A 23,994-nucleotide genomic window follows, 5' to 3' on the forward strand; every position below is an offset into this window, starting at 1 on the left:
GTTGGATTATAGATAGGAACCAACTGTCACCTTCGCCAGAAATACCGTTCGCCTTAAGCGACGAACGGAGAAATTTTCTGCCCTAGCCTCGCAAGGAACCACCGGTGGTCTTCTCAACGTTGGCCACCACCTTACCAGCCACCGCATCGATTTCCTCATCGGTAAGGCTGGTGGCTGCAGGCTGCATGGTCACTTCGATTGCGAGCGACTTCTTGTCAGCACCAAGGCTCGCGTCCTCGAACAGGTCGAAGATTTTCACATCGGTGATGAGCTTCTTGTCTGCTCCCTGTGCGGCACGCAGCACCGCGGTGGCCTGCACGTCACGATCCAAGACGAAAGCAAAATCGCGCTTTACCGCCTGCATTGGCGAAAGATGCAACGCACCCTTTGAGCGGGTACCCTTGCGGCGCGGCTCCGGCACGGCATCCATGAAAATCTCGAAACCGCACAACGGTCCGGTCACGTCCATGGCTTCCAACGTCATGGGGTGGAACTCGCCAAAATAGCCGAGCACGACCTTGGGGCCAAGCTTCAGCGTGCCACTGCGGCCCGGGTGCATCCAGTCAGGCCCACCGGCTTCGATCTGCACCTTCGACGGGTCCATACCGCAAGCAGCGATAACGGCCAGCGCATCGGCCTTAGCGTCGAACACGCCCACTGCATCCGTATTGCCCTGCCAATCACGACCGGTTGCTTCCAGCTTCGCTGTGCCACGGCGAATACCGGACGCTGCGCGATGCTGGTCGGCGACTTCGACACCACGATAAACGTGCGACACTTCGAAGATAGCCAGATCACCGACGCCCCTCGCAACATTGCGACCAGCAGCGGCCAGCAGGCTGGGCAAAAGGCTGGGGCGCATATGGGACATATCGGAGGCGATAGGGTTCGCCAGTTCCAACGCATCATCGCCACCGCCGAACAGTTCCGCCTGCGCTTTGGAGATGAACGAGTAGCAAACCGCTTCGCTCATGCCCCGCGTCGCCAGTGTGCGCTTGGCCAGACGTGTTCGAATTTGCGGTGTGGTCAATACACGCTCACCGACAGAAGCCAGCGCAGGCAGCGGCTGCGGCTCGATATTATCGACACCGTGCATCCGCATCAGCTCTTCCACGATATCGGCCTTGCCGTGCACATCCGGACGTGTGCCAGGAACGCCGATGGTCAACGTGTCGCCGATACCACCGACGGTGAAACCAAGACGTTCCAACGTGGCTTTCGCCGTATCGCCATCGACGTCGATGGACGTTAGACGTTTCGTTTCCGACAGTGGGAATTCGATCACCAGATCAGGCGTCGGCACTTCACCAGCGATGACCGCTTTCGACGGTTCACCACCGCAAAGCTCCATCACCATGGCGGTGCCTAGATCGAGACCAGCTTCCATGAACTGCGGATCGACACCGCGTTCAAAACGATAGCGCGCATCGGTGATGATGCCGAGGTCGCGACCCGTGCGGGCAACCGTCAGAGGGTCCCACAAGGCAGATTCCACCAGCACATTCACAGTCGTTTCAGTGCAGCCGGATTCCTCACCACCCATGATACCAGCCAGCGATTCCGGCCCGTTATCATCAGCGATCACATAATGCTTTGCAGTCGGCGTGTATTCCTTGCCGTCGAGACCAAGCATCGTCTCTTCACCGGTGGCAGGGCGAACCACAAGTCTGCCCTTCACCTTGTCAGCATCGAACACATGCAGCGGGCGACCGCGGTCGAAGGTGATGTAGTTGGTCACATCCACCAGCGCGGAAATCGGACGCAGACCGATGGCCTTCAACCGCTGCTGCATCCATTTCGGTGACGGCCCGTTCTTCACGCCACGCACAAGGCGCAGGCCGAAAGCCGGACAGAAATCGCCAGCCGTCGACAGATCGACAGAGACAGGGCAATCGCCCTGCCCTTCGATGGCCGGTACAGCAGGCGTTTTTACCGTGCCCATTCCACTGGCAGCAAGATCACGCGCGATGCCGGACACGCCGAGCGCATCAGGCCGGTTGGGCGTGATGCCGATTTCGATCACCGGATCGTTCAACCCTGCGTAATCCGCGAATGACGAGCCTACGGGCGCATCAGCCAGCACAGTTTCCGGCAAGTCGATGATGCCGTCATGTTCTTCGGAAAGCTCCAGCTCGCGCTCGGAACACATCATGCCGAAACTCTCGACACCACGAATGTTGCCGACACCTAACGTAACATCGATACCCGGCACGTAAGTGCCAGGTCCGGCAAACGCACCAACCAGCCCAGCCCGTGCATTCGGCGCACCGCACACAACTTGCAACGGATCAGCCGCGCCAATATCGACGGACAACACTTGCAGCTTGTCAGCATCAGGGTGCGGTGCCGCGGACAGCACCTTGGCAATTGTGAACGGCTGATAGGACGAGCGGTCATCGACCGCCTCGACTTCAAGCCCGATCATCGTCAACCGCTCGACGATCTCGTCCAGTGTGGCATCGGTCTCAAGGTGATCCTTGAGCCAGGACAGGGTGAATTTCATGACGAAGCCTCCAAGGCAATCTCAACAATGAGCTGCGCCACAAATGCGAAACCCAGTATGAAGAAAATTAAAGCAGTGACATTGAATGCATTGCCAAAATTTCTGTTAGTCCAAAACCTTACTTCCTTAGCCTGAACCTCCGAGCATTTCACGGAAGACACAAAACCAGCGCGCCTGTTAATATAGACACTGTCTATGATGACCAATTCCCCCGGAGATATGTACGGAATACAAACCACTTCATCGCCACCTGAGATGGATTTTATCTCATGTTCTCGTGGCTCCCAAACTCGAATACTGTTGGGTTTTGTAGAGAAAACAAACTCGACATTCGTTGCGGGCTTTCTTCCAGTATTCTGTAGATAATGCTTTACGCAAAAAATTTCAGTATCGGCATCGTCATGCTGAATGAAGTTCAAACTGTTGTTGGCTTGACCCCATATTAATTTAACCCGGGCTCGGAAAAGCCAATAAATAAAACCGAGAAAAAGGGTGACGGCCACGGAGAGAATTTGAGCGTGTATCGGTTCAAAAAATCCCCATAGGCTATCTAAGACTTCTAGCATCACGCACTCAACCCACCGAACAATGTTGGCATGTCCAGTGGGCGGAAGCCGTAATGGTCGATCCAGCGTTGGTCGGCTTCGAAGAAGGGGCGCAGGTCGGGCATGCCGTATTTCAGCATGGCGATGCGGTCGATACCGATGCCCCATGCGAAGCCTTGATACTCGTCAGGGTCCAATCCACCGGCGCGCAACACGTTGGGGTGCACCATGCCGGAGCCGAGAATTTCCATCCAGTCATCGCCTTCGCCGAACTTCACTTCGGCACCTGACCGGTCGCACTGAATGTCGACTTCCAGCGATGGTTCGGTGAACGGGAAGAAGGACGGGCGGAAGCGCATATTCACGTCATCCACCTCGAAAAACGTGCGGCAGAATTCCTGCAGCGTCCATTTCAGGTTCGCGATGTTGGCAGTTTTGTCGATCACCAAACCTTCGAGCTGATGGAACATGGCGGAGTGCGTTGCGTCGGAGTCCTGACGATACGTCTTGCCGGGAATGACGATGCGGATGGGCGGCTGTTGCTTTTCCATGGTGCGGATTTGCACGGGCGACGTGTGGGTTCGCAGCACGCGGCGCTCGCCGTTCTCGTCCGGGTTGAAGAAGAATGTGTCGTGCATTTCGCGGGCCGGATGGCCTTCGGGAAAATTCAGCGCTGTGAAGTTGTAATAATCGGTCTCGATGTCCGGCCCTTCGGCAACGGCGAAACCCATATCGGCGAAGATCGCGGTGATCTCATCCATCACCTGCGTAATCGGATGAATGCGCCCGCGCTCTTGCGGTCCGGCCTGCACGGGCAAGGTCACATCGACCCGCTCCGAAACCAGCCGCGCTTCGATAGCCGCACGTTTCAACTCTTCATGGCGCGAGGCAATCGCATCACCCACGCGGTTTTTTAGGCCGTTGAGCGCTGGGCCCATGACCTTGCGTTGCTCGGCATCCATACCGCCAAGCTGCTTCATCTGGGCGGAGACAGTGCCTTTTTTGCCTAGTGTTCCCACCCGCACACCTTCCAGTGTGTCGAGATCGGATGCGGCGGTGATGTCGGCCAGCGAGCGCTCTTCCAGCGTCTCCAGTTCCGTCATATCGGTCATGAGATCTTTGTCCTCAAAACGAGAAAGCCCGTGTCAGCGTTTGCTGCCACGGGCTTCCCAAAATTACGTCAGTTCGGAAAACGCGGTCAGCTTTTGACGGCGGCTTCAAATGCGTTCGGCGTGGTGTCCTTGAGATATTCCAGCGCTTTCTTCGCTGCGGCAACAACGGCTGCAAACGCCTCGGGCTGATTGATCGCCATGTCGGACAGGTTTTTACGATCCACCTCGATGCCGGCTTTGGTCATGCCGTCGATCAGGCGGGAATATGTCAGGCCGTGCTCACGGGCAGCCGCGTTCAAACGCTGGGTCCACAGCTTGCGGAAATCGCGCTTGCGGGCCTTGCGGTCACGATACTGATACTGTGCAGCTTTTTCGACTGCCTGGCGGGCAACCTTGATCTGCGTGCGGCGGGCACCGTAGTAACCCTTGGCTTTTTTGAGAACTTTTTTGTGTTTGGCGTGGGATGTAACGCCCCGTTTTACGCGTGCCATGATTTGGCTCCTGAAAATGTGCCTTCGCTTTGGGAAGGCCGGTCGGTCGGTGAATTACTTGGCGATGTACGGCATGAATTTCTTCACGATCCGCGTATCCGGCTCGGAAAGAACCATAGTGCCGCGTGCATTACGCAGAAACTTGTTGGATCGCTTGATCATACCGTGCTGTTTACCAGCCTGACCCACTTTCAGCTTACCGCTGGCCGTGACCTTGAAGCGTTTTTTAACGCTCGATTTCGTCTTCATCTTGGGCATTTGTCGCTCCTTGATACACATTGGAAATTGCCCGATCGAAGCCGGATAAGCCCATATGCGCTTGATTATGGTGTGTGGCAAAAGTGGCCGATGAAGCCGCCATGCCGATGGCCAACTGGAAGTGTTGTCCCATCTTCGCGCTCAGCGAACAGCCCAGGCATGCCCTGCCCGACCGTCGTGTTGCGCGTGCGTGTTAGACCGTTTGAATGCGTCTGGCAAGCGTATCGCGACCTTGCAGGCAACCCAGTTGCGGTCTAGCGATCATGCGGTAAACCGCACCCAACCAAACGGCTAGCTTCGCCCGTGTTTTCACGCCTCGCCATATTGCTGATGACCATAGTGCTTGCAGCCCCTGCCTTGGCGCAAACTGCACCTTCAGACGCACCGCGCATCCCGAATTTCTGGGACCCGCAGGACAGACTTATCAAACCCGACGTGCGGGCGCTGCCCCGTATGCGGTTCCTCACGGTAACAGATTTCCCGCCATTCTCTTTTGTAGACGATCAAAAACGGCTCGTAGGTTTCCACATCGATCTCGCCCGCGCCATTTGTGCAGAGCTGGAATTGCTGCCGGTCTGCCAGATACAGGCTCTACCGTTCGGCGAGTTGGAAGCAGCTTTGCGCGATGGCAAGGGCGATGCCTTGCTTGCGGGCACGGCGATCACGCCCGCAACCCGCCGCAATCTAGATTTTTCCAAACGCTATTTCCGCCTGCCCGCACGGTTCGTAGGGCGAATCGATACATCACTTCAGGAACCGCTGACGCGGGCACTGTCTGGAAAAACCGTGGCGGTGGTTGCAGGCACCGCACACGCCGCTTTCGCCAAAGCCACCTTCGACCGCATCAGTCCCCGCGCGTTCCCGACCCTGAACGCCGCATTCGCCGCTCTGAAAGCCGATCAGGTGGACGCGATGTTTGCTGACGGTTTAGCAACGTCGTTCCTGCTGCAACGCGAAGAAGCAACGGCGGCACCCTGCTGCCGCTTTGTCGGCGGGCCGTATCTGTCGAAACAATATTTCCCCGGCGAACTGGCCGTGGCGCTACCAAAAGATAACCGCACACTGCGTGATGCCGTCGATTATGCGCTGCGCTCGATCAACGACAAAGGCATCTTCGCAGAACTCTACCTGCGCTGGTTTCCGGTCAGTCTGTATTGAACGACTGCGCCCGCCGCACGGGCAATCGCGCATAAAGCGTGATGCCGCGAACGCCAAGAAACACATTCAGCGCCAACCACAATCCGTGATTTCCCATCAGCGGTACGGCGAACCACCACACGATGAGATAGACGACCAGCGAAAGGATCATCATGTTCCGCATATCGCTGGACCATGTTGCGCCGATGAAAACACCATCCATCTGAAACGCCACAACACCCACCAGCGCCGTCATGGCGGCCCACGGCAAATAGGTGCGGGCGATTTCACGCACGGTCTCGTCGGTGGTCAACATATCGATCAACCACGGCCCGCCTGCGAAAAACGCGAAAGTGGCAAAGCCCGCCAGCACGAAGCCCCAGATCAATGTCAGCCGAACAGAGCGATCGAAGGCGGGACGGTAATTTGCGCCTAGTGCACGACCGGCGAGCTGTTCGGCGGCGGTGGCAAAACCATCGAGAAAATAACCGGAGACGAGAAAAAAATTCATCAACACCGCATTGGCAGCCAATGTTTCTTCCCCAAATTTCGCGCCTTGGGTGGTGAAAAACGCAAAAGCAAAAAGCAGGCAGAACGAGCGGATCATGATGTCACGGTTCACCCCGAACAAGCGCTTCAGCGCTTCGGGGTTGAACAGACGAGCCATACTTGGAAACGCAAATCCGCGCATGGAGCGGGCGATTAGAACGAACCCGCAGATGACGGCCAACCCTTCGGCAATGACGGTCGCCCAAGCCACACCTTCAATGCCCCAGCCGAGATGCAGGCCAAGATAGATCGACAACACGATGTTGGAGCCGTTCAATATGGTTTGCAGGAACAGCGCCACACCGGCCCGCGCCTGCCCCAGCAGCCAGCCAAGCGTGGCATAGTTCAGCAGTGTCAGCGGTGCAGAGATAATGCGGATGGTGAAATAATCCTGCACCGCGCCTTCCACGGCGTCCGTGCTTTCCATCGCCCACAAGCCACCCGACAAGATCAGCGGCGACAGCAACAGAACCACAAGCCCGATCGCAGCCGACAACGCCATAGCGCGCAGCAGCACGACCCGTTGTTGCTCTTCATCTTCGGCACCAACCGCCTGAGACACCAGCGCCGTGGTGCTGGCGCGCAGGAAATTGAACGTCGTGAAAACGATGTCGAAAAGGATAGCGCCCAGCGCAAGACCACCGAGCAGCGCGGGGTCACCCAACCGCCCAACCACACCTGTATCCACAAGCCCCAACAGCGGGGTGGACAAGAAAGCCAGCGTGGTGGGCCATGCAATCGATACCACCTCACGGTGGCCGACATGAAAAGGACGTGCGGTTTTGTTCACGCCCTAGCTTGCCCGAGCAGCGTCAGTCGCGCGAGCGAAAGCTGAACAAACGGATGATGAAGAAGGCCGGAATGACCACGGCAGCGCCGAGCAACAGATACTCCGCTGAAGACGCCAGCGCATCGAAGCCCAGTTCCCAGATATTGGCGAAGAAACGGATCACACCGTCCCAGATCACCATGGGCGTCCAACCGAGCGTGCTCATGATGACGCCGACGATCAGCGATGCGATGAAGAGCTTCACCGCCACCGCTGCGGGTGAACCACCGAGAAACCGAGTGACCGAACCTGACATAGTTTTCGTCTCCAATACGCTCGCGGTGCAAGCTCGACGCCTCTCCGCGGATCGGCCTGCATGTAGGCAACCGGTTCGTGCCCATCAAGCTGTTCATCCAAGCGGCGATTGCTGAACCGTTGCAAAAAACGCGACGACAAGTGCGCCGGTAACAATCAAAGTCAGCCACAAGCGCAGTTTTGAAAACCACTGGGGAAAGCCCTGATCCGGCCCTGTGAAAGCGTCCCACGCACCCTGCCCCGCAAAGGCCAGCGCCTGAATGGCGAAAACATACGGCACAGGAGCCAGAAGGCTGAACCACCCAACCAGCGACGGTACGATGGATAAGACAAGCACACGCGGCGCAACATCTTCATTGCGCGTTTGCAGCGCTAGCCCCCAACGGGTGCCGCCAAGAAATGATAAAATTACCGCGCCATAAGTGGCCAAAGCCTGTTGAGCCAAGCTGTACCACGGATGGTCATCGGCAAGAATGAACAACGACAAAGCAAGTGCCGCAAAAGGAACGTAACCAGCCAGCGACAACAACCAACCGGCGCGGCTGGTCTGTTCTAGCGCGTTTGCCGGTGTAGCATCCGGTTTCTGTCTGGGTATCTGAAAGGCCAAGGAAGTAAGGTCTCCCGATCAGTCCTTGCGGAAAATCACGCTGGCAGCCCAGCCGGTGAACATCGCAACCAGAACCGCGATGATACCGTAAAGCAGACCGTTGGAATGGGCCAAATTATAGGTGAACTGTTCAAACCCGATCTTGCGAACGGAGATTTTCTCGAACTGCGCATCAAGGAATTTGCCATCTGCGAATAGAAACACCCGCGCGGTGTGTTCGCCAATCGGTACATTGGCCGGAATAGGCAGTTCGACCTTGAATAAGGTCGGCGACAGGAATTGTACGCCACCAATATTTTCCTCGAAAAGATCCTTGTCGATCTTCAAGCGTGCCAGCGATTCGCGGAAGACTCTTTGCAGGTCTTCAGCAGTCTCGGCGGTGCCTTCTACTTCTTCCACTTCGCGCGGTACCACAGACAAGTTTTCGAGACCGATCTGCAAGAGTTTCACGTCGACAGCTTCGGCAATTTCAAACAAAGGCCGTGTCGTGGCGTAGGCATAGGAGGCCGGCACATCACCAAACTTAACCGAAGCGCCGTTGGCCCAAATGCCGAGGATCTTTTCCTTACGGCGCACGGTCACTTCCTGCATCGGTCCGGACAAGACCACGACCACATCATAGCGTCCCTGCCCGAGCATCTGCTGTTCGGACACCAACATGGGGTCGGGGTTTTCGATAGAACCGAAAACAATAATATCTGTCCCATCAAAAGATGATGAAATCTCGATCACCTCGTCGGACAGACCCATCTGGATGCTGCTTTTCGGACGCTCCTGCGCGACAGCACCCTTCATCATGAAAATCGGGGCGATGAAGAAGGACAGTACGACGATCAAAAAGCGTTTCATGATCAATGCCCTCCCAGATCGAGGGAGAACAGTTCGGTCGGCATATTCACCAAGTCCCAGCCAAGGCGGGCACACACGGCCAGAACGATGAGGCCAAGTAGGGCGCGCAACTGCTCGCCCTTTAACTTGGTGCCAGCACGCGCGCCGAACTGCGCGCCGATGACGCCGCCTACCATAAGAATGAAAGCCAGAACGACATCCACCGTCTGGTTGGTCGCGGACTGCGCGATGGTGGTAAAGGCGGTCACGAACATGATCTGGAACAGTGATGTTCCAATCACGACATTCGTCGGCACCCGCAACAGGTAGATCATCGCTGGCACCATGATGAAGCCGCCGCCGACCCCCATGATGGAAGCAAGGATGCCCACCAACATGCCGAGCACAAGAATGGGAATGACGCTGAGATAAAGCTGCGATTTTTCAAACCGCACTTTGAATGGCAGGTTGGTGATCCAGTTTTTCTGCTCCGGAAGCGGCGCCACCTCTTCCGGCGAACGGCGGCTCTTGCGGATGGCATTGATGCTTTCGATGCACATCAAAGTGCCAATGGAACCGAGGAACACCACGTACAAAATAGAAATGATAAGATCGAGCTGACCGGCCTTGCGCAGCTCCGAGAAGATCGCGACCCCGATAACCGAACCCGCAATACCGCCAATCAGCAGCACCACGCCAAGCTTAATATCAACCGTGCCTCGCCGGAAATGGGCCAGCGCTCCGGAAAATGATGATGCAACGATCTGGTTGGCTTCGGTGGCAACAGCCACAGCAGGCGGAATATTGTAGAAGATAAGCAGCGGCGTCATCAGAAAGCCGCCGCCAACGCCAAACATGCCGGACAAGAAACCAACGCCCGCCCCCATGCCAAACAGCACGAGGATGTTGACCGACATTTCCGCAATCGGGAGGTAGATATTCACAAACGGCAACCTTGAACTAAGGCGCACGGCAAGACGCAAAAAAATTGCGTCCCACTGCGGTAAAAACATGGGCGACGTGCCGGATCGCAAAGGCTTGCCCCCGCTGCCCGGCGTTAATCCGTCATGCGCCCCGACCGGCCCGGTGTCAAACGGTCGCGGGGCTCATTGGCAAGGAATTTACGCCTCTGACGACATGGAGTCGCCCGAAAGCGTAATCTGGCACCAAAAGTACCAATTTCGGCTTAGATATTCAGCGCGCGCAGTGTCTCGCGGTCGATCTCGCCTGTCACAGGAATCCCCGCACTGCGCTGGAAGTCACGAACTGCCTTGCGGGTGTTGGGACCGGCCAGACCGTCAGGTTGACCGACATTGTAACCGCGCTGGTTCAACAGCGCCTGCGCCTTCAGAACTGTTGGGTTACCGGAAGACGACGCATTGCGAACTGCGGAACCGTTGCCTTCCCATTCTTTAGGAAGCTCGGCGCGGTTTACATCATCGTTCAACTTGCCCGGTGCCCAGTCGTTGACCGTTTTGCGTGCAGCGGAAAGATCGGATGGGTCCATGGCGTTGGCAACTTCGTCACGCTTGTTGGCAGCGTCGGTGTCACCGGCCTTGGCAGCGAGTGCGAACCATTTGTAGCTTTCGCCCAGGTTCTGTGCCGCACCGCGACCCTGACCGTAGAGAATGCCAAGGTTGAACTGGCTGTCCTTGATGCCAAGACCGGCGGCCTTTTGGAACCAGCCAACGGCCTTGTCCATGTCGGCTGCGAGTTCCGGCGGTTTGCCGGTGGCGTAAAGGACTGCAAGGTTGTGCATGGCGCGGGCATTGCCCTGCTCGGCAGCCTTTTCGTACCAGGACGCAGCCTTGGCGATGTCCTGCTTACGGCCGATGCCTTTTTCGTAGATCGAACCGATGGAATATTGTGCGGGCGCGTAGCCTTTTTCAGCGGCACGTTCGAACCATGTACCAGCGTTGGCCATATTGCGGGTCACGCCTGTGCCATCGCTGTAGCGCATGCCCACATGGAACAGCGCGCGGGCGTCGCCTGCCGATGCTGCGGCAACCATTGCAGGCGAACCCGCATCACTTGGAACATCGTAGGCAGCGGTGGCAGGCGCCGGTGTAACTTCGGGAGCTTCAATAGCAGCCTGCTCCGTCTGCGTATTTGTCTGCGTATCAGCAGCAGGTGCAGTGTAATCGCCGGAAGGAGCCGCAGGTTCGATAGTTGCAGAAACACGTTCGGCATCAGCCGGTGCTGCACCAACTTCACGAGTTGTCGAACCTTCAGCGGCAGCAAACTGCGTGGATGGCTCGGCGGAGTCGGAAGCATCCCCAATCACGGACTGCTCGACTGCAGGCTGTTCAACAAGCGGCTGCTCGATGACAGGCGCTTCTGCCATCATAGGGTCGCCAGCGGACATGAATTTGCTCACGCCGGTGAAGGCCGCGATAGCCAGCAACAGCGCCGCAGCGCCCATGACCAATGGTTTGCGCAGACGGGCAAAGTCGATATTCGCAAGCGGACCCGGTAGTTTCGAGGTGCCGACTTTGGCGCTCTTCACTTCATCACGCACTGCATTCATTTCAGCTGTGGTGGCCTGAAGGGCGCGGCGGGCTGCGGCGACAGCATCAGGACGGCCATCGCCGGTTTCCATCGCCGGAGCACCAATCGAAGGCGCACGCGATGATTGCGGCATACCAAGCTGCTGTGGCTCGGGCTGCGGCGGCGCCATGTCATTCAGTCGCTCGCTCGCATCCGCGATCATACGATCATAGTCGTTCGGGCGGCTACTTTGCGGGCCAGCTTGTGGCTGCTGACCTGGCTCAAGCGGCTGGTCGTCAGCGTCATCAAACAAGTTCATGTCACGCGGCGCAGCCTGTGGAGCTGGTTGTGCCATATCAGCGTATGGATCGAGCGCAGGCGCTTCCATTGCAGAACGCGGCGGTTCCGGCATCGGCTGCGGCGCAGCAGAGGCAAGAGTGTCAGGCATCGCAGCACTGGCGGAAAGGCTTGCAGCGGTTGCAACATAATCAGGTGCAACCGGAGCCGCATGTGAGACATTGGCCATGGAAGCTTCGATGGAACCGAGACGGTCCACAACCTGCAACAGCATATGCTCGATACCAGAAGCATTCTCGTCACGGGCAGACAGTTCCGCCTGAGACATTTCCTGCAGCTTTTGCAAATCGGCAGAAAGACCAGCTATCACCTGAGCAGTCTCGGCATCGCCACCACCGGAATTGCCCATCATGGACACGGCCTGCTGAGCAGCGAACTGCGCAGCTTCCAAGCTTGCAGTGTGTGACGCTTCGATGCGATTTTCAATATCGCCCAAACGGGCTTCAACCGGCGAGAAATCTACCGTGGCAACAGGCGTGGACTGTTTGCCCATCTGGCGCACGATCTGACCCAACTGTGCTTCCAGATTTGACATCTGGGCTGCAGTCGAATGGGTCGCAGACGCCTCATCAACGCGGGCAGCCAACATATTGAGCTGACGTTCAAGACCCGAAGTGCCGGAATCAGCAGATTGGGCGAGCTGTTCGTCCAACCGGTCGTTTAGAACTTTCAGCTGGCTCTCGATCTGCGTGAGATCGTGGGAAGCGAAGACGCCGCCTGAACCATCAGCAGATTTCGTGAATGCTTCGAAAGAACCAAGGCGCTCGTGCAAGCCATCGATACGCGAAGCCAAGCCACCGAGATCACCTTGAGCGCCCTTCTTGGACGCCATGCCCTTGGCCATTTTTTCAACAGCGCGACCAAGGTCGCCCATACGGGCTTCGACACGGTCTATACCGGTCATATCCATCTGCGGTGCGCGGCTGCCCTGATTGGACACAGCGACGAGCGCACGGGAAATTTCATCAAGACGCGATTCCAGCGACAACACGGAATCCTGCGGCAGACCACCGGTGTCCAAACGATCAGACATTTCGCTCAAACGGCTATCGAGACGCGACAGTGCCAATGTCTGCGGAAGATCATCGACGGTCAGGCGCAACGCATCGATCTGCGATGCAAGATGATCGACGCGAGGCGTAACGGTGTTGGCAGAATTTGTGGTCAGTGCATCAATATGGCGGGCAAGCTCTTCCAACTGCTCAATCTGCGGCGCGACCGAATCGGAAACGACCGTACGCATTTCGGAACGAATGCCGGTACGCAGCTCGGAGAGCTCGTTTTCGAGGCGCTTGAAGTCATCAGAATCAAATTTTACGCCCCGGCGCATTTCCTCGATGGCACCGGCCATGCGGGAAATTTCATTGGCGGGCACCGCGCTGTGAAGCTGCGACAGCTCCTGGCTGATGCGACCAAGATGATCGTCAATCTTGCTCATGCCAGCGCGCTGCGCTTCTGCACCAGCGTCAAGTGCTGCCTGACGTTCGGCAATCTGTGCGGTCAAACGATCAATAGGTGCGTTCGACCCGCCACCGGTCTTCGTTTGGAAATTACTGTTCAGCGAATCAATCTGCTGGCGCATCGCGGCCAGCTGGTTGTGCAGGCCACTATCGGCAGGCTGGGCCATGTAGCCTTGGTTCGCCATCATCATGGGAGCGCCACCATAGCCCATGTTCATTCCATGGGCGGGGTTCTGCGACTGATGCAGACGTTGCTCCAGCTGTTCGATGGTGCGGCGCAGGTTGGAAATGCGCTCCGCTTCTACATCTGCCGGTCCACCCATGCCTACAGCGCTATGGCCTGCCGCGTTTTGAAACGGGCCACGGTTCACCTGAATGGTGCGGGTGGGCTGCTGTTGATTGGGCTGACGCATCTAAACTCTCACAGTAACGAACGACACCAAACGTATATGGGTCGATACGGAACGCACCCGTCGAAAGGATGCCACTGCGCCGACCTTTTATTATCATGGTAAACAGGCCGTTAAGTTGAGCGAATTCGTTAACGATGATTGCACCCATCGCATTCTGATCTGCACTCTGTAGGGCTCAACTTGTCCACAATCATGGGTCTAAAAAATAATTGACGTATACGTAAACGGAAGAGTTCTGGACTTGAATGCAAAACCATGTCAGTTTCCATGTCGAAACGCGGGGTACGCACACGCCCTGCGATGACTTTTTGGCCGCGACCTTGGTGATCAAGGACAAACCCGGCCCGCAGGAGGACACACCATGCCGACATATACCGCCCCCGTTCAGGACTCCCTTTTCATCCTCAACGATGTGCTCAACATCGAGCGCTACAACAACCTGCCCGGTTTCGCAGACGCGACACCGGATATGCTGGAAGCGATCCTTGGTGAAGCGGGCAAGATGTCTGCGGAAGTTCTCCAGCCGCTCAACGAAGTCGGCGACAAGGAAGGCTGCGTCTGGACCGAAGGCGATGGCTTCGACAACACGGTGAAAACACCGACAGGCTTCAAAGAAGCCTACGACCTCTATTCCGAGTCCGGTTGGGGCGCACTGCCCTTCCCTGAAGAATATGGCGGACAAGGCCTGCCAGCCACGCTGAACGCCGTCGTTCAGGAATATGTTTCTTCCGCCAACATGGCCTTCGGCATGTATCCCGGCCTTACAGCCGGCGCGGCGGCTGCGCTCGTGGAACACGCTTCCGAAGAACAGAAGCAGGCATATGTTCCCAAAATGCTGTCGGGCGAATGGTCCGGCACCATGAACCTGACCGAGCCCCATTGCGGTACAGACCTTGGCATGTTGCGCACAAAAGCTGCCCGCAATGATGACGGTTCTTTCGCCATTACAGGCCAGAAAATCTGGATCTCCGCTGGTGAACACGACATGTCGTCCAACATCATTCACCTCGTGATCGCCCGCATCGAAGGCGAACCGGAGGGCACCAAAGGCATTTCGCTCTTCGTCTGCCCAAAATACATTCTCGATGAAGACGGCAATCCCGGCGAGCGCAACAAACTGTCTTGCGGTTCGCTCGAACATAAAATGGGCATCAACGGCAACGCCACATGCGTGATGAACTACGAAGGCGCAAAAGCCTTCCTCGTTGGCGAAGAGAACAAAGGCCTCGCCGCCATGTTCGTGATGATGAACGAAGCCCGCCTCGGTGTGGCCGTTCAGGGCCTCGCCCAATCCGAAGTCGCCTACCAGAACGCTGCCGACTGGGCCCGTGACCGTGTGCAGGGCCGTGCGCTCACCGGCGCAAAATACCCCGACCAAAAAGCAGACCCGATCATCGTGCACCCGGATATCCGCCGTGTGTTGCTGACGATCCGCTCTTTCAACGAAGCAGCCCGCGCGCTGGTTCTGTGGACCGCGCTGAAAGGCGACCTGTCCCACCGTTCCGACGATGAAGATGAAAAACAGAACGCCGACGACATCATGGGGCTGCTCACTCCGGTTCTCAAAGGCGTGCTGACCGACAAGGGCTTCGACAACACCGTTATGGCCCAGCAGGTCTTCGGTGGCACCGGATACACGAAAGACCAAGGCGTCGAGCAGTTCGTTCGCGATGCCCGCATCGCCATGATTTACGAAGGTGCCAACGGCATTCAGGCGCTCGACCTCGTGGGCCGCAAGCTGCCCTCGAAAGGCGGTCGCGCCGTACAGGCCTACTTCAAAGAAGTCGGCAAACTGTGCTCCGAGCATAAAGATGACGAGGCGATGAAGCCCTACGTCGAGCCACTGTCCAAAGCCCTCGGCGATCTACAGGCCGCCACAATGTGGTTGGTGCAGAACGGCATGGCCAACCCCAACAATGCAGGCGCCGCCTCCACCGATTACATGCACCTCTTCGGCCTCGTTGCCATGGGCCACATGTGGGTGCTGATGGCGAAAACCGCGCAGGACAAACTGTCCGCAGGCGCAAATGGCTCGACCGACTACATGAACAACAAGCTGCTCACCGGTCGCTTTTTCGCAGAGCGCATGATGCCGGAAACCCGCTTGCTGCTGAAGCGCATTGAAACCGGCGCCGACACCATGATGGAAATGGATGCCGCAGCTTTTTAGGAACGCCAAACACCAAGGAGAAACGTAATGGCAAAGGCAGCACCGAAACGCATGCCCTTGCCGAAGCGCTTCTCCGCCGCACTGACTGAAGACGCTTACGCGAGATTACGGGCACTGAACGAACAGCACGGATTGGGCAACAACTATCTGCTCACCGTGCTGCTGGAACATCTCGATGACTACGCGGATGCTGACAAACTCGATGAAGTTTTTGACAACTTCATCGCCGAATACGGAAGCCCCTCCCAGCGCCCCACTAAGGGAAAGCCCAAATGAGCGACCACGCAGCCCCATTGCCGGAATATATCGCAGGCGTTCGCCCGCCTTCGGCGGCGTGGATGGGCATGGATGTAATTGAATACTGGCCCGACGAGATGCGCGTTCGCGTGTCATTCGCACCCAACAAAGACATGTGCAATTTCGGTGGCACCGTGCAGGGCGGCTTTCTCGCAGCCATGATGGACGACGCTATGGGTTCACTCGCATTTCATGCATTGGGCGCGAAAGTGGCCCCTATGAGCATAGACCTGCAAACGCATTTCATGGCCGCAGTGCCGTTGAAGCGCATCGAGGTCGAAGCCAAAATCATCCGCGCGGGCAAAGCTGTGGTTTTCGCAGAAGCACGCCTCTACCGCGAAGACGGCGAACTTTCCGCACAAGCCACAACAAGCATGAAACTGCGCCCTTTCGTAGGTCTTCAATTCGACCCGTCGCAAAACGCCGACACACCAATCGGCAAAGCGGAACAAAAGGCATCGAAATGACCGACTATACCCTTCACTGCTTCCTACAATCCGGCAACGCCTATAAGGCGGCTCTTATGCTCCAACTGGCCGGTGCAGACTGGAAACCGCAATTCGTGGATTTCATTAACGGTGCACACCGCTCCCCGGAATTTCGTGCCATCAACGATATGGGCGAAGTCCCGGTTCTGGTCGACCACACGCAGGGCGACCTGACACTCACACAATCCGGTCTGATTCTCTGGCATCTGGCAGATGCCTTCCCACAATTTGCGGCAACCAATCCAGTCGAACACCGCGAAGTACTGCGCTGGATTCTCTTCGACAACCATAAGATGACGGGCAGCCTGTCGATCTTCCGCTTTCTCAAAGTCTTTATGAACAAGGGCGACAGCCCTGAAGCCCAGTTCATGAAGGGCCGCATGGTAGCCGCGCTGAAAACCCTCAACCGCCGCCTTGATGGGCGCGACTGGGTGGCCGCTCCCCACTGCACTATCGCCGATATTTCACTGGCCGGTTACCTGTATTGGCCCGACCAATCCGAAATTGACCTCGCAGACTATCAACACATCGCGAAGTGGCTGGATCGCATCGCTGCGCTCCCCAACTACGCCAGACCTGAAGACATCATGCCCGCATCTGCGGAAGTTTAGGAGGCCACCATGGCTGACGCATTCATTTACGATCACGTTCGCACCCCACGGGGCCGCGGCAAGAAGGACGGCTCGCTCCACGAGGTGCCGACCAACCATCTGGCAGCAGGCATTCTGGAAAACCTGCGCGACCGCAGCGACCTCGATACATCCAACATCGACGACGTCATTCTCGGTTGTGTCGATCCCGTGAAAGAAGCTGGTGGCGACATCGCCCGTACCGCGGTCATGCAGGCAAACTACGCGGAATCAGTCCCCGGCCTACAGCTGAACCGCTACTGCGCGTCCGGCCTCGATGCCGTGAATTTTGCAGCTGCAAAAATCATGGCTGGCGCAGACCAGATCGCCATCGGAGGGGGTGTGGAATCCATGTCCCGCGTGGGTATAGGCGCAGCAGGCAACGCTTGGCCGGTGGACCCTTCCATCGCCGTCCCGTCCTACTTCGTACCGCAGGGCATTTCGGCAGACATTATCGCCACGAAATACGGCTTCTCCCGCGATGACGTCGATGCTTATGCCGTCGAGAGCCAGAAGCGCGCCGCCCAGTCCTGGGAAGAAGGCCGTTTCGACAAATCCATAGCGCCCGTTAAAGACGTGAACGGCATGACCATTCTCGCCAAAGACGAGCACATGCGCCCCGGTGCCGACATGCAGGCGCTCGGCGGGCTCAACCCTGCCTTCACCATGATGGGCCAGATGGGTGGCTTCGACGCCGTCTCCATTCAGAAGTACCCTGAACTGGAAGAGATCGATCACGTCCACCACGCGGGCAACTCGTCCGGCATCGTGGACGGTGCAGCCGCTGTGCTGCTCGGTTCGCAAGAGGGCGGCAAAATGATGGGCCTCAAACCCCGCGCCAAAATTCGTGCCTTCACGAACATCGGCTCCGAGCCAAACATCATGCTCACTGGCCCCGTGGACGTGACGGAAAAGTTGTTCAAACAGGCAGGCATGAGCGTCGATGATATCGACCTGTTCGAGCTGAACGAAGCCTTCGCTTCCGTCGTGCTGCGCTACATGCAGGCATTCGACATTCCCCACGACAAGATCAACGTTTGCGGCGGTGCCATCGCCATGGGCCACCCGTTGGGTGCCACCGGCGCGATGATCCTCGGCACGGTTCTCGATGAACTGGAACGCCGCGACCAGAACACCGCCCTCGTAACGCTCTGCATCGGCGGCGGCATGGGCACAGCCACCATCATCGAACGCGTTTGAGCGGCGGCAGAAGGAACACAGATATGAAAAACTTCGCAATCGAAACCGACGCCGACGGCATCGCTACCATCACTTGGGACATGCCGGGCAAATCGATGAACGTCATCGACATCACGGTCATGGACGAGTTCGAGAAACTCGTGGCTGAAATCGAGGCGGATGAAGAGATCAAGGGCGTTGTCCTGACCTCCGGCAAATCCACCTTCGGCGCGGGTGCAGACCTGACCATGTTGCAGGATATGCTGGCGAAATTCGAAGCAGAAAAAGCCAGAGACGCAGACGCTGCCATGCAGATGCTGTTCGATAATGCCTACCGATTGAACCTGCTGCTGCGCCGCGTGGAAGCGGGCGACAAGCCGTGGGTCGCGGCCATCAACGGCACCGCCTTGGGCGGTTGTTTCGAGATGGCGCTGGCCTGCCACGGCCGCGTGATGAGCGAAGATGAAAAGGCAACCGTCGGTCTCCCGGAAGTCAAAGTCGGCCTGCTGCCCGGCGGCGGCGGCACCCAGCGTGTTGCCCGTCTTGTGAACCCGCAGGATGCCGTGACCATGCTGCTGCAAGGCAAAGCCCACCGCGCAGCCAAAGCCAAACAACTCGGCCTCGTGCACGAAGTCGTTCCAGCTGGTGATGTGATCGCCAAAGCCAAAGAGATGCTTAAGGGCGGCTTGAAGCCGAAAGCCCCTTGGGACGAGCGCGGCTTCCGCGCGCCGCTGAATATCTGGTCGCCGGACGGCATGCAGATGTTGGCCGCTGGCAACGCGATCATGCGCAAGGAAACCTACGCGAATTACCCCAACGCCACCAACATCATGAAATGCGTTTACGAAGGCATGCAGGTGCCGTTCGATACCGCGTTGAAGATCGAGTCGCGCTACTTCGCCAACACGATCCAGTCGCCGGAAGCTGCGGCCATGATCCGCTCGCTCTTCATCAACATGCAGGAGCTCAACAAGGGCGCCCGCCGCCCCGACGTGCCAAAGCGTGAGTTGAACAAGATTGGCGTCATCGGCGCAGGCTTCATGGGCGCAGGCATCGCCTACGTCACCGCAAAAGCCGGTATGGAAGTGGTGCTGATTGACCGCGACCAGGACGCTGCCGACAAGGGCAAAGACTGGTCCCGCGAAACGCTGGACAAGGCGATCAAGCGCAAACACTCGACCGAAGAAAAGCGCGACGCGCTGCTGGCGAAAATCGAAGCGACGACGGACTACGGCAAACTCTCCGATTGCGACCTCGTGATCGAGGCCGTGTTCGAAGACAAAGGCGTGAAAGCTGACGTGACGAAACAAGTCGATGCAGCGTCATCCGGCACCATGATCTTCGCCTCCAACACCTCCACCATCCCGATTGGCGAATTGGCGGAAGCGTCGAAGAACGCCGATAACTTCATCGGCATTCACTTCTTCTCGCCTGTCGATAAGATGATGCTGGTGGAAATCATTATGGCTGAAAAGACCGGCGATGATGCGCTAGCGCTGGCCATCGACTATGTGACTAAGATCAAGAAGACACCCATCGTGGTCAACGATACCCGCGGCTTCTACGTGAATCGCGCGGTAATCCGCTACATGCAGGAAGCCTGGTCGATGCTCATCGAAGGCGTGCCCGTCCCTATGATCGACAACCTCGCCCGCGCCGCCGGCATGCCCGTCGGCCCGCTGACATTGAACGATGCGGTTGCGCTCGATCTTTCCCAGAAAGTGATGAAGCAGACGCTCGCCGACCTTGGCGAAGAGGAAGCGTTGAAGGTGCTCGACAAGCGCCATATCGACCTCATCGACACAATGGTCGAGCACGGTCGCGTGGGCAAAAAAGCTGGCAAGGGCTGGTACGATTACAACCCCAAACCCGTTGGCGCGAAGCTGTGGCCTGACCTGAAAACAATACACACGCAGCAAGATGCAGACGCCATCGACCATCAGGAAATAGAAGACCGTTTCCTCTACACCATCGCGCTGGAAGCGGTGCGCTGCTTCGAAGAAGGCGTCGTCACCGATATTCGTGAAGCTGACGTTGGTGCCATCCTGGGCTTCGGTTTTGCACCCTTCACGGGCGGCCCACTGTCCTTCATCGACGGTATCGGCGTGGAAGCCTTCACCGCCCGCGCCAACGATCTGGCATCACGCCATGGTGAGCATTTCTCCCCACCCGCACTGCTGGTCGAGATGGCGAAAAACGGCGAAACCTTCTACGGTCGCTTCTCACACGAAGAGCAGAAGCAGGCCGCCTGACCGATCAGGTCCGTCCGTTTCTCAAATAGCGGACGGACCAAAATGGCCACCATCGACTACTACTTTTACGGCGCATCCCCCTTCACCTATCTCGGCAACGGCGCGATACGCGAAGTTGCTGACAAGCACGGCGCGACGCTGAACTACAAGCCCGTGAACCTGATGGGTCTGTGGGAAATTTCCGGCGCAGTCCCTCCCGGCCAGCGCCCACCCGTTCGCCAGCGCTACCGCCTGCTGGAACTGCAGCGCATTGCAGAAATACGCGAGCGCCCGGTCAATCTGAAACCGGCACACTTTCCCGTCGATATGACACTGGCAGACAGCTGCGTCATCGCCATCGCGGAACGCGGCAAAGACCCGCAAGCCTTCCTCGATGCGGTGGGCAAAGGTGTCTGGCTGGACGATCTCGATATGTCCAACGAAGCGCAGATCGCCGATAAACTGGCCGAATGCGACTTCGACCCGGACACCATCATCACCGCCGCGCAATCGGAAGACACCGCAGCCATCCGCGCCGCCAACACACAGGCCGCAATCGATGCGGATGCTGTGGGTGTTCCAGCCTATGTGTTGAACGGCGAAGTCTTTTGGGGTCAGGACCGCATCGACCTGCTGGACCATGCGCTCACCACAGGACGTGAGCCTTACAAAGCCGGATAATCGGCCGATTGTGTACAAAAATACCACCCGATGGACATGGCGAAACAAGCACAATAACGTAGGATAGTTTTCTTAACGTTGAGATTCGCCATGTTCTCTCACAAACAGGTTTGGGCTGCCATCGACGCGCTGGCGCAGGACAACGATATGTCCGTCTCCAAACTCGCCCGCACCGCCGGGCTGGATGCGACTACCTTCAACAAGTCCAAACGCATAGGCGCCGATGGTCGGCAACGCTGGCCATCCACCGAGTCGCTATCCAAAATCATGGATGCCACAAAAACCGATATCGACGGTTTCATGGCCACCATGCGCGACGGGCAAGCCAGTTTTGCTGCGGGCTTTGCAGGCATGAGCGAAACTGGCGGAACTTACGTGCCTGATGCCCCCGGACACCCGGTGCCCGTTTCCATCCCCCTGCTCGGTTTGGCACAGGCAGGCAGCGGCGGCTTTTTCGATGATGCGGGGCTGCCAACAGGCGAAGGCTGGGAAGCGGTAGAATTCCCACAATCCGACCGCGAACCACTCTATGCCTTGGAAATCGCGGGCGATTCCATGGAACCGCTTTACCGCGATGGCGACCGTATCGTTGTCTCCCCCACCGCATCCGTTCGCCGCGGCGACCGCGTGGTCGTCCGCACAAGCGACGGGGAAATCATGGCCAAGACTCTGGCTCGACAAACGGCGAAAACGGTGGAGCTGGATTCAGAAAACCCAGAGCACCAGAAACGGACCTTTGATTTAACTGAAGTCGATTGGGTCGCTCGAATTATGTGGGTCAGCCAGTAAACCCAAATCAGATTACCATCCCCGCCCACGCGGGATGACAGAGGTAGGTCGAGCGATTACCGCTCCAAGGCCTCGCGGATCATCGCAACGGTACGGCTCTTGTCATAAAGCGCGGCAAAGGAACCAAATCTCGGTCCCTGATCTTGCCCCAACAACACCTGATACAGCGCTTGAAACCACTCGCGTAGGTTCTCGAAACCGTGATCTTTACCCACCGAATACACTTCTGTCTGCAACGCTTCGCCATCAGCATCATCGGGCATGGCATCCAACCGTGACGCCAGATCCTCCATCGCCGACCGCTCTTGATCAGTCGGTGCGCGGAAGCTTTTGGCCGGTTTTACGAAGTCGCGGAAATAGGCGATGGCATAGCCCACCAACTCATCCAACTTGGGGTTATTCTCCGGCGTGGCGGCGGCATCATACTGACTGATGAAGCCCCAAAGCGTTTCTTTATCTTCGGCGTTCGACGCGCTGACGAGGTTGAGCAACATCGAGAACGGCACCGGCATATCCAGTGTCGGCGGATTGCCCGCATGAATGTGCCAAACCGGATTGTTCAGCTTCGTCTTCTCATCATCGGCCTTATGGTATGCGGCAAGGTGCTGGAAATACTCGTCCACCGCGCGTGGAATGACATCGAAATGTAGCCGCTTGGCCGTCTTCGGCTTGGCGTACATGAACAGCGACAGACTTTCAGGCGACGCATAGGCAAGCCACTGATCCATGGTGATGCCATTGCCCTTGGACTTTGAAATCTTCTCGCCGTTTTCATCAAGAAACAGCTCGTAGATGAAATGTTCCGGCGCACGTGCGCCCAGCGCCCGGCAGATGCGGTCGTAGAGCTGCGAATTGTTCTGGTGGTCCTTGCCGTACATTTCGAAATCGACGCCGAGCGCCGCCCAGCGCATGCCGAAATCCGGCTTCCATTGCAGCTTCACGTTACCGCCGGTCACGGGTAGCGTTTTGGTATCGCCATCATCGTCAGCAAACGTCACGGTACCTGCGTCGCCATCGACCTCACACGGCACGTAGAGCACTTTGCCTGATGCAGGTGAGATAGGCAGGAACGGCGAATAGGTCGCGCGGCGCTCTTCGCCCAGCGTTGGCAGCATGATGGCGAGAATATCGTCATTCTTTTTTGCAGCCGCGGTCAGCGCATCATCGAACTTGCCGGACGTGTAGTAATCCGTGGCCGAGGCGAACTCATAGGTGAAGCCGAAGCGGTCGAGAAAAGCGCGCAGTTTGGCGTTGTTGTGATAGCCGAAGGAACCATGCCCCTCTTCGCCTTCACCCGCAAACGGGTCCGGCACACGGCTCAGCGGCTTACCGATATTGGCTTTCAGCACATCTTGATTGGGCACGTTGTCAGGAATTTTCCGCATGCCATCCATATCATCGGAAAAGCACACCAGCCGCACCGCAACTTCGTCACGCGTCAGCAGACGGAAGGCATTGATGACCATCGTGGTGCGCGCAACTTCGCCGAACGTGCCGATATGGGGAAGACCTGATGGGCCGTAGCCTGTCTCGAACAAAACGCCATGGTCGGGATAGCCACCTTTTGCATACCGCTTGACGATCTTTCGCGCTTCCTCGAACGGCCAGGCCTTGGAGGCGTGTGCAGCATCAACGAGATCGTCGGAAATGGTGAGCGGCGAAAAGGATGTGTTGGACATGATACGGTCAGCGTGTGCAG

Annotated in this window: 21 protein-coding genes; 9 read left to right on the forward strand and 12 right to left on the reverse strand. The window is 57.5% G+C overall.

Features of this window, described 5'->3' with window-relative positions; translation table 11 throughout:
* Nucleotides 1-82 precede the first annotated feature (82 nt).
* The 5 genes from pheT to rpmI all read right to left on the reverse strand — a co-directional run bounded on the left by pheT (nucleotide 83) and on the right by rpmI (nucleotide 4,909).
* Nucleotides 83-2,503, reverse strand: a complete 2,421-nt coding sequence (gene pheT, locus R2A130_RS13620) for a phenylalanine--tRNA ligase subunit beta (protein WP_009465093.1) — start codon at nucleotides 2,501-2,503, stop codon at nucleotides 83-85.
* Nucleotides 2,500-3,072: a hypothetical protein gene (locus R2A130_RS13625; RefSeq protein ID WP_156798539.1), complete on the reverse strand. Its 573-nt coding sequence runs from the start codon at nucleotides 3,070-3,072 to the stop codon at nucleotides 2,500-2,502. The genes pheT and R2A130_RS13625 overlap by 4 nt, the downstream gene beginning before the upstream one ends.
* On the reverse strand, nucleotides 3,069-4,151 hold the full coding sequence (gene pheS / locus R2A130_RS13630; protein WP_040306150.1) for a phenylalanine--tRNA ligase subunit alpha: 1,083 nt from the start codon (nucleotides 4,149-4,151) through the stop codon (nucleotides 3,069-3,071). Before pheS ends, R2A130_RS13625 begins: the two co-directional genes overlap by 4 nt.
* A 95-nt stretch (nucleotides 4,152-4,246) precedes the next feature.
* On the reverse strand, nucleotides 4,247-4,651 hold the full coding sequence (gene rplT / locus R2A130_RS13635) for a 50S ribosomal protein L20 (RefSeq protein WP_009465095.1): 405 nt from the start codon (nucleotides 4,649-4,651) through the stop codon (nucleotides 4,247-4,249).
* A 54-nt stretch (nucleotides 4,652-4,705) separates the two neighbouring features.
* On the reverse strand, nucleotides 4,706-4,909 hold the full coding sequence (gene rpmI, locus R2A130_RS13640) for a 50S ribosomal protein L35 (protein ID WP_009465096.1): 204 nt from the start codon (nucleotides 4,907-4,909) through the stop codon (nucleotides 4,706-4,708).
* 330 nt (nucleotides 4,910-5,239) lie between these two features.
* Between rpmI and R2A130_RS13645 the strand changes: the two genes are divergently transcribed.
* Nucleotides 5,240-6,067 carry a transporter substrate-binding domain-containing protein gene (locus R2A130_RS13645; RefSeq protein ID WP_040306152.1) on the forward strand — a complete coding sequence of 276 codons (828 nt, stop codon included), beginning with the start codon at nucleotides 5,240-5,242 and terminating at the stop codon, nucleotides 6,065-6,067.
* On the opposite strand, the gene R2A130_RS13650 is transcribed toward R2A130_RS13645, so the two are convergent.
* From R2A130_RS13650 to R2A130_RS13675, 6 genes are all read right to left on the reverse strand, one after another.
* Nucleotides 6,054-7,385, reverse strand: a complete 1,332-nt coding sequence (locus tag R2A130_RS13650) for an MATE family efflux transporter (RefSeq protein WP_009465099.1) — start codon at nucleotides 7,383-7,385, stop codon at nucleotides 6,054-6,056. The genes R2A130_RS13645 and R2A130_RS13650 overlap by 14 nt on opposite strands.
* A 22-nt stretch (nucleotides 7,386-7,407) precedes the next feature.
* A complete protein-coding gene (locus tag R2A130_RS13655; RefSeq protein WP_009465100.1) occupies nucleotides 7,408-7,680 on the reverse strand; it encodes a DUF6460 domain-containing protein in 273 nt (90 codons plus the stop codon).
* 93 nt (nucleotides 7,681-7,773) lie between these two features.
* Nucleotides 7,774-8,286, reverse strand: coding sequence for a DUF3429 domain-containing protein (locus tag R2A130_RS17740; RefSeq protein WP_009465101.1), 513 nt, complete (start codon nucleotides 8,284-8,286; stop codon nucleotides 7,774-7,776).
* 18 nt (nucleotides 8,287-8,304) lie between these two features.
* The gene (locus tag R2A130_RS13665) at nucleotides 8,305-9,135 is read right to left on the reverse strand and encodes a TIGR02186 family protein (RefSeq protein ID WP_009465102.1); all 831 of its coding nucleotides are present in this window, start codon (nucleotides 9,133-9,135) and stop codon (nucleotides 8,305-8,307) included.
* A gap of 2 nt (nucleotides 9,136-9,137) precedes the next feature.
* A complete protein-coding gene (locus R2A130_RS13670) occupies nucleotides 9,138-10,058 on the reverse strand; it encodes a sulfite exporter TauE/SafE family protein (RefSeq protein ID WP_040306155.1) in 921 nt (306 codons plus the stop codon).
* Nucleotides 10,059-10,300: 242 nt separating this feature from the next.
* Nucleotides 10,301-13,831, reverse strand: a complete 3,531-nt coding sequence (locus tag R2A130_RS13675; protein WP_009465104.1) for a peptidoglycan-binding protein — start codon at nucleotides 13,829-13,831, stop codon at nucleotides 10,301-10,303.
* Between the two features lie 361 nt (nucleotides 13,832-14,192).
* On the opposite strand from R2A130_RS13675, the gene R2A130_RS13680 reads away from it, so the two are divergent.
* The 8 genes from R2A130_RS13680 to R2A130_RS13715 all read left to right on the forward strand — a co-directional run bounded on the left by R2A130_RS13680 (nucleotide 14,193) and on the right by R2A130_RS13715 (nucleotide 22,295).
* Nucleotides 14,193-16,001 carry an acyl-CoA dehydrogenase C-terminal domain-containing protein gene (locus tag R2A130_RS13680; RefSeq protein WP_009465107.1) on the forward strand — a complete coding sequence of 603 codons (1,809 nt, stop codon included), beginning with the start codon at nucleotides 14,193-14,195 and terminating at the stop codon, nucleotides 15,999-16,001.
* Nucleotides 16,002-16,028: 27 nt separating this feature from the next.
* Complete coding sequence (locus R2A130_RS13685) at nucleotides 16,029-16,277, forward strand: hypothetical protein (RefSeq protein WP_009465108.1); 249 nt, start codon at nucleotides 16,029-16,031, stop codon at nucleotides 16,275-16,277.
* Entirely contained in the window at nucleotides 16,274-16,765 is a 492-nt protein-coding gene (locus tag R2A130_RS13690; RefSeq protein WP_009465109.1) for a PaaI family thioesterase, read from the forward strand. Before R2A130_RS13685 ends, R2A130_RS13690 begins: the two co-directional genes overlap by 4 nt.
* Nucleotides 16,762-17,397, forward strand: coding sequence for a glutathione S-transferase family protein (locus tag R2A130_RS13695; protein WP_009465110.1), 636 nt, complete (start codon nucleotides 16,762-16,764; stop codon nucleotides 17,395-17,397). The genes R2A130_RS13690 and R2A130_RS13695 overlap by 4 nt, the downstream gene beginning before the upstream one ends.
* 9 nt (nucleotides 17,398-17,406) lie before the next feature.
* On the forward strand, nucleotides 17,407-18,615 hold the full coding sequence (locus R2A130_RS13700; RefSeq protein ID WP_009465111.1) for an acetyl-CoA C-acetyltransferase: 1,209 nt from the start codon (nucleotides 17,407-17,409) through the stop codon (nucleotides 18,613-18,615).
* Between the two features lie 23 nt (nucleotides 18,616-18,638).
* Nucleotides 18,639-20,846: a 3-hydroxyacyl-CoA dehydrogenase NAD-binding domain-containing protein gene (locus R2A130_RS13705; RefSeq protein WP_009465112.1), complete on the forward strand. Its 2,208-nt coding sequence runs from the start codon at nucleotides 18,639-18,641 to the stop codon at nucleotides 20,844-20,846.
* Nucleotides 20,847-20,888: 42 nt separating this feature from the next.
* A complete protein-coding gene (locus tag R2A130_RS13710; RefSeq protein ID WP_009465113.1) occupies nucleotides 20,889-21,506 on the forward strand; it encodes a 2-hydroxychromene-2-carboxylate isomerase in 618 nt (205 codons plus the stop codon).
* Between the two features lie 90 nt (nucleotides 21,507-21,596).
* On the forward strand, nucleotides 21,597-22,295 hold the full coding sequence (locus R2A130_RS13715) for a helix-turn-helix transcriptional regulator (protein WP_009465114.1): 699 nt from the start codon (nucleotides 21,597-21,599) through the stop codon (nucleotides 22,293-22,295).
* Nucleotides 22,296-22,351: 56 nt separating this feature from the next.
* Here the strand turns inward: R2A130_RS13715 and R2A130_RS13720 are convergent, their stop codons facing one another.
* Nucleotides 22,352-23,974 (reverse strand): lysine--tRNA ligase, encoded by a 1,623-nt coding sequence (locus tag R2A130_RS13720; RefSeq protein WP_009465115.1) that lies wholly within the window; start codon nucleotides 23,972-23,974, stop codon nucleotides 22,352-22,354.
* Nucleotides 23,975-23,994: the final 20 nt, after the last annotated feature.

Origin of the sequence: Ahrensia sp. R2A130 (assembly GCF_000179775.1) — a bacterium.
Lineage (GTDB): Bacteria > Pseudomonadota > Alphaproteobacteria > Rhizobiales > Rhizobiaceae > Pseudahrensia.

Coding starts and splice junctions, on each gene's coding strand:
- pheT (WP_009465093.1), bottom strand. CDS start 2,503: ATGAAATTCACCCTGTCCTGGCTCAAGGATCACCTTGAGACCGATGCC.
- pheS (WP_040306150.1), bottom strand. CDS start 4,151: ATGACGGAACTGGAGACGCTGGAAGAGCGCTCGCTGGCCGACATCACC.
- rplT (WP_009465095.1), bottom strand. CDS start 4,651: ATGGCACGCGTAAAACGGGGCGTTACATCCCACGCCAAACACAAAAAA.
- rpmI (WP_009465096.1), bottom strand. CDS start 4,909: ATGCCCAAGATGAAGACGAAATCGAGCGTTAAAAAACGCTTCAAGGTC.
- R2A130_RS13645 (WP_040306152.1), top strand. CDS start 5,240: ATGACCATAGTGCTTGCAGCCCCTGCCTTGGCGCAAACTGCACCTTCA.
- R2A130_RS13655 (WP_009465100.1), bottom strand. CDS start 7,680: ATGTCAGGTTCGGTCACTCGGTTTCTCGGTGGTTCACCCGCAGCGGTG.
- R2A130_RS13665 (WP_009465102.1), bottom strand. CDS start 9,135: ATGAAACGCTTTTTGATCGTCGTACTGTCCTTCTTCATCGCCCCGATT.
- R2A130_RS13675 (WP_009465104.1), bottom strand. CDS start 13,831: ATGCGTCAGCCCAATCAACAGCAGCCCACCCGCACCATTCAGGTGAAC.
- R2A130_RS13680 (WP_009465107.1), top strand. CDS start 14,193: ATGCCGACATATACCGCCCCCGTTCAGGACTCCCTTTTCATCCTCAAC.
- R2A130_RS13685 (WP_009465108.1), top strand. CDS start 16,029: ATGGCAAAGGCAGCACCGAAACGCATGCCCTTGCCGAAGCGCTTCTCC.
- R2A130_RS13690 (WP_009465109.1), top strand. CDS start 16,274: ATGAGCGACCACGCAGCCCCATTGCCGGAATATATCGCAGGCGTTCGC.
- R2A130_RS13695 (WP_009465110.1), top strand. CDS start 16,762: ATGACCGACTATACCCTTCACTGCTTCCTACAATCCGGCAACGCCTAT.
- R2A130_RS13700 (WP_009465111.1), top strand. CDS start 17,407: ATGGCTGACGCATTCATTTACGATCACGTTCGCACCCCACGGGGCCGC.
- R2A130_RS13705 (WP_009465112.1), top strand. CDS start 18,639: ATGAAAAACTTCGCAATCGAAACCGACGCCGACGGCATCGCTACCATC.
- R2A130_RS13710 (WP_009465113.1), top strand. CDS start 20,889: ATGGCCACCATCGACTACTACTTTTACGGCGCATCCCCCTTCACCTAT.
- R2A130_RS13715 (WP_009465114.1), top strand. CDS start 21,597: ATGTTCTCTCACAAACAGGTTTGGGCTGCCATCGACGCGCTGGCGCAG.
- R2A130_RS13720 (WP_009465115.1), bottom strand. CDS start 23,974: ATGTCCAACACATCCTTTTCGCCGCTCACCATTTCCGACGATCTCGTT.